This is a genomic window from Pseudoalteromonas sp. SIMBA_162, assembly GCF_046535955.1.
Lineage (GTDB): Bacteria > Pseudomonadota > Gammaproteobacteria > Enterobacterales > Alteromonadaceae > Pseudoalteromonas > Pseudoalteromonas marina.
The window spans coordinates 1-258 of record NZ_JAWJBQ010000676.1 but is presented as its reverse complement, the minus strand read 5'-3'; the positions used below and the strand labels follow the sequence as shown (position 1 = coordinate 258).

Annotated in this window: 1 protein-coding gene; it reads left to right on the top strand. The window is 69.0% G+C overall.

Annotated features, from left to right (window positions below):
• The first annotated feature begins 28 nt into the window (after positions 1-28).
• Positions 29-139 carry a hypothetical protein gene (locus R0J88_RS21375; protein ID WP_410901081.1) on the top strand — a complete coding sequence of 37 codons (111 nt, stop codon included), beginning with the start codon at positions 29-31 and terminating at the stop codon, positions 137-139.
• Positions 140-258 lie beyond the last annotated feature (119 nt).

Genomic DNA, 258 nt, shown 5'->3' with positions numbered 1-258 from the left:
CGTCGATGCGCCCGCGTTCGGGCTGCTCGTGCTCGGCTCGCCCGATCCGCGCCGCTTCCACGACGGCATGGCCACCGACTTCCTCGCGCAGATCGCGACGCTCGCGAGCGCCGCGCTCACGCGCCTGCTGCCGCACTGACACCGCGCCCATGCTCGACGATCCGATCGCCGCCTACCTGTCGAACCTGAAACACGTCAGGCAGCTGTCGGAGCACACGCTGCGCGGATACACGCACGAGCTCGACGAACTGAAGAAGC